The organism is Methanosarcina spelaei, from assembly GCF_002287235.1.
GTDB classification, from domain to species: Archaea; Halobacteriota; Methanosarcinia; order Methanosarcinales; family Methanosarcinaceae; genus Methanosarcina; species Methanosarcina spelaei.
The window spans coordinates 1-287 of the sequence record NZ_LMVP01000464.1 but is presented as its reverse complement, the minus strand read 5'-3'; the positions used below and the strand labels follow the sequence as shown (position 1 = coordinate 287).

Sequence of the window (287 nt, the reverse complement as noted above, 5' to 3'; positions counted from 1 at the left end):
GGCCCGAAGCATACCCCATCCTTTAGGGTGGGGTGGCCGCACGCAATTTGATTTTGAGACAGTTCCTTAGCTGTTTTATTTGAGATTCAAGACTCTCAATGTAAGTTGCAATAACTTCAGGGTTTGAAGTACACAGAGCAAGAATCTCTTCACGTTTCATCAAAGATAGAAATAACTCATTGTAAATCCAATTTTTCCTCGAAAAGAGGAAAAATTGTGTAGCCCTAAAAAGTGTCAAGGCCGGTGAATAATTCCTCATTTTAGCCGGATTAAAATTCCTCAATACC

General features: G+C 39.7%; 1 protein-coding gene. It reads right to left on the bottom strand.

The genetic code is table 11. The features are described 5' to 3' along the window. Window positions 1-22: 22 nt before the first annotated feature. On the bottom strand, window positions 23-287 hold a 265-nt coding region (locus ASJ81_RS23370), incomplete at its 5' end, for a hypothetical protein (RefSeq protein WP_212556101.1).